Genomic DNA, 2,041 nt, shown 5'->3' with positions numbered 1-2,041 from the left:
CAGCCCAGGAAAGTATCGTCGGATGGCTCCACGGCGGCATGGGATCTCGCTCCCTCAGCGCCGGCGACAGTGCGCGCGGTATCCAGGTCGCCGGAAACACCCAGATGAAGCGGGACAGGATCAGCGCCGCCGAAACCGCGAGCCCAAGGCTTGCAAGCCGAACGGGATCGTACTCCTCCAGCCGTCCGAGGATGTCGCGCAGTTGCAGCCCGATCAGGACGAATACCAGCGCCGTCAGCACGAACTCCACGAAGCCCCATACCGCCATCATCTCCAGGCGCGTTCGGGCGGTGAACGCCGCATGCTGCTGCTGGCCCAGCACCAGCCCGCAGACCACGGCAGCCAGCACGCCGGAGACGTGGACGTGCTCGGCCGCCAGATAGGCCGCGAAGCCGGCCAGGAACGAAACCAGGATGTCGAGCAGGGTGTCTTCGAGGTGGGCGAATATCCACATGGCGATCCGGCCCACGACATAGCCGACCACCATGCCCCCGGCGGCGGAGGTCAGGAACGACAGGGATGCTTCGCCGATGGAGACTTCCCCCGCCAGTGTGGCGCCGATGGCGAAGCGGTAAAGCACCAGGGACGAGGCGTCGTTGAGCAGGCTTTCCCCCTCCAGCACGACGACCAGGCGCTTGGGCAGACGGAAGTTCTTCAACACCGACGCGGCGGCGACGGCGTCGGGCGGAGCGACGATGGCTCCCAGCGTGAGGGCCGCGGCCCAGGGCAGCTCGGGCACCAGCCACTTGGCCGTGACCGCGACGACCGCGGCGGTAAACAGCACGGCGCCGAGCGCCAGCAACAGGATCGGCCTCAGGTTCGAGCGGAACGCCGGCCAGTCCGTCCGGTAGGCGCTCGCCTGGAGAAGCGGCGGCAGGAACAGGACCAGGGCAAGCTGCGGGTCCAGATGCACGGCCGGCAGTCCGGGAACCAGCGCCAGGGCCATGCCGCCCGCCACCAGCACGACGGCCGGCGGCACGCTCAGACGCCGGGCGACCAGCGCCAGAGCGACGCAGGCCCCCATCAGGCCAAGAAGGATCTCGAATATCGCCATGCCGGTCTCAGGATCGCTTCAGGTCAGGCCGGTCGTCCTCGCCCGGTCGTTCAGGACGTACCGATTCCCTGACGGACAATCCTTTCCGCCTGCTGAAGCGTCATGATGCATCGGCCCTGGTTAGCTTCCGCATGCTGGCTTTGGGCATCCTGAAGCAGGCCCATGACCCGCTGGCGCTGGTCCGGCGGAAGATTCCGCGCATCCTGCTGAAGACCGGCCCAAGCGGTCGGCTCGCAGGAGCCAACGGACTGGAAGGCGCTTGGCGGCTGCTGAGTCCCAGCCGGTCCGGTGGCCTGCTGCTGCGCGCAGGCGCTCAGAAGGACTGTGGCGGCGGCAACCATGATGGACATTTTCATCAAACTCGATCCCACTCATCGTGACCGCCGTCCAACAGCCCTCGTGCTCGGCTCTCTCCTTCTCAAGGGGATACTACACTTTGGGAGAACGGTTCCGGCCGTCTCCCTCCGTTCGATCTATGCCCGCCGGCGCTGCGGTTTCTGTTTCCTGACGAACCCGATCCACGCGATATACATTTCCTTGGCATTGCGGGGCTTCATCTCGCCCCTCAACTGCTCGTAGGCGATTTCCGCTTCGAACGTGTCGGTGAAAGCGCCCTGCTCCACCGCCCAGGATACGGCTTCCGTAGGACTGTAGAATGTCAGCACGTTGTCCTGCGGACCTCGTGCGGCATCAGCCTGCGGAGCGCCGGCCGCCGCATCGGTTACCGGAGCGGAGGGCTCCGCAGCCGCCGCCTTCGGCGGCGTCGGCCTGACGCCGCCTCCTTGTCCGTAGAGTGCGGCTTCGATGCGCTCCGGCACGCCTTTCCAGTGGCCCTGCTCGTCCCAGATCACCATGCCGGACGGCCCCTCGCGCGACCATTCCACCAGGATGCCGCGCCGGTCCTTTTCGCGCACGATGCGGAGCGATGCGTTGAGCGACCGGAACAGGCGCTCGCGCTCGGTTTCCGGCAGCGTTTCGCGGATATGG

The 2,041-nt window shown here is 66.8% G+C and carries 3 protein-coding genes; all 3 read right to left on the bottom strand.

Going from position 1 to position 2,041, the window contains the following annotated elements; genetic code table 11:
• On the bottom strand, nucleotides 1-1,054 hold a 1,054-nt coding region (locus AC5JJ6_RS11565), incomplete at its 3' end, for a cation:proton antiporter (protein ID WP_496042173.1).
• A gap of 50 nt (nucleotides 1,055-1,104) precedes the next feature.
• The gene (locus AC5JJ6_RS11560; RefSeq protein ID WP_496042172.1) at nucleotides 1,105-1,410 is read right to left on the bottom strand and encodes a hypothetical protein; all 306 of its coding nucleotides are present in this window, start codon (nucleotides 1,408-1,410) and stop codon (nucleotides 1,105-1,107) included.
• A gap of 117 nt (nucleotides 1,411-1,527) precedes the next feature.
• Nucleotides 1,528-2,041: hypothetical protein (locus tag AC5JJ6_RS11555; RefSeq protein ID WP_496042171.1), on the bottom strand; the 514-nt coding region annotated here is incomplete at its 5' end.

It is taken from the genome of Skermanella sp. (genome assembly GCF_059503625.1).
Note: the sequence above shows the minus strand (reverse complement) of the source record. Positions and strands in the feature narration are given on the sequence as shown.

Bases quoted from the DNA above. Each gene is read 5' to 3' on its own strand.
- AC5JJ6_RS11560 (WP_496042172.1), bottom strand. From the start codon at position 1,410: ATGAAAATGTCCATCATGGTTGCCGCCGCCACAGTCCTTCTGAGCGCC.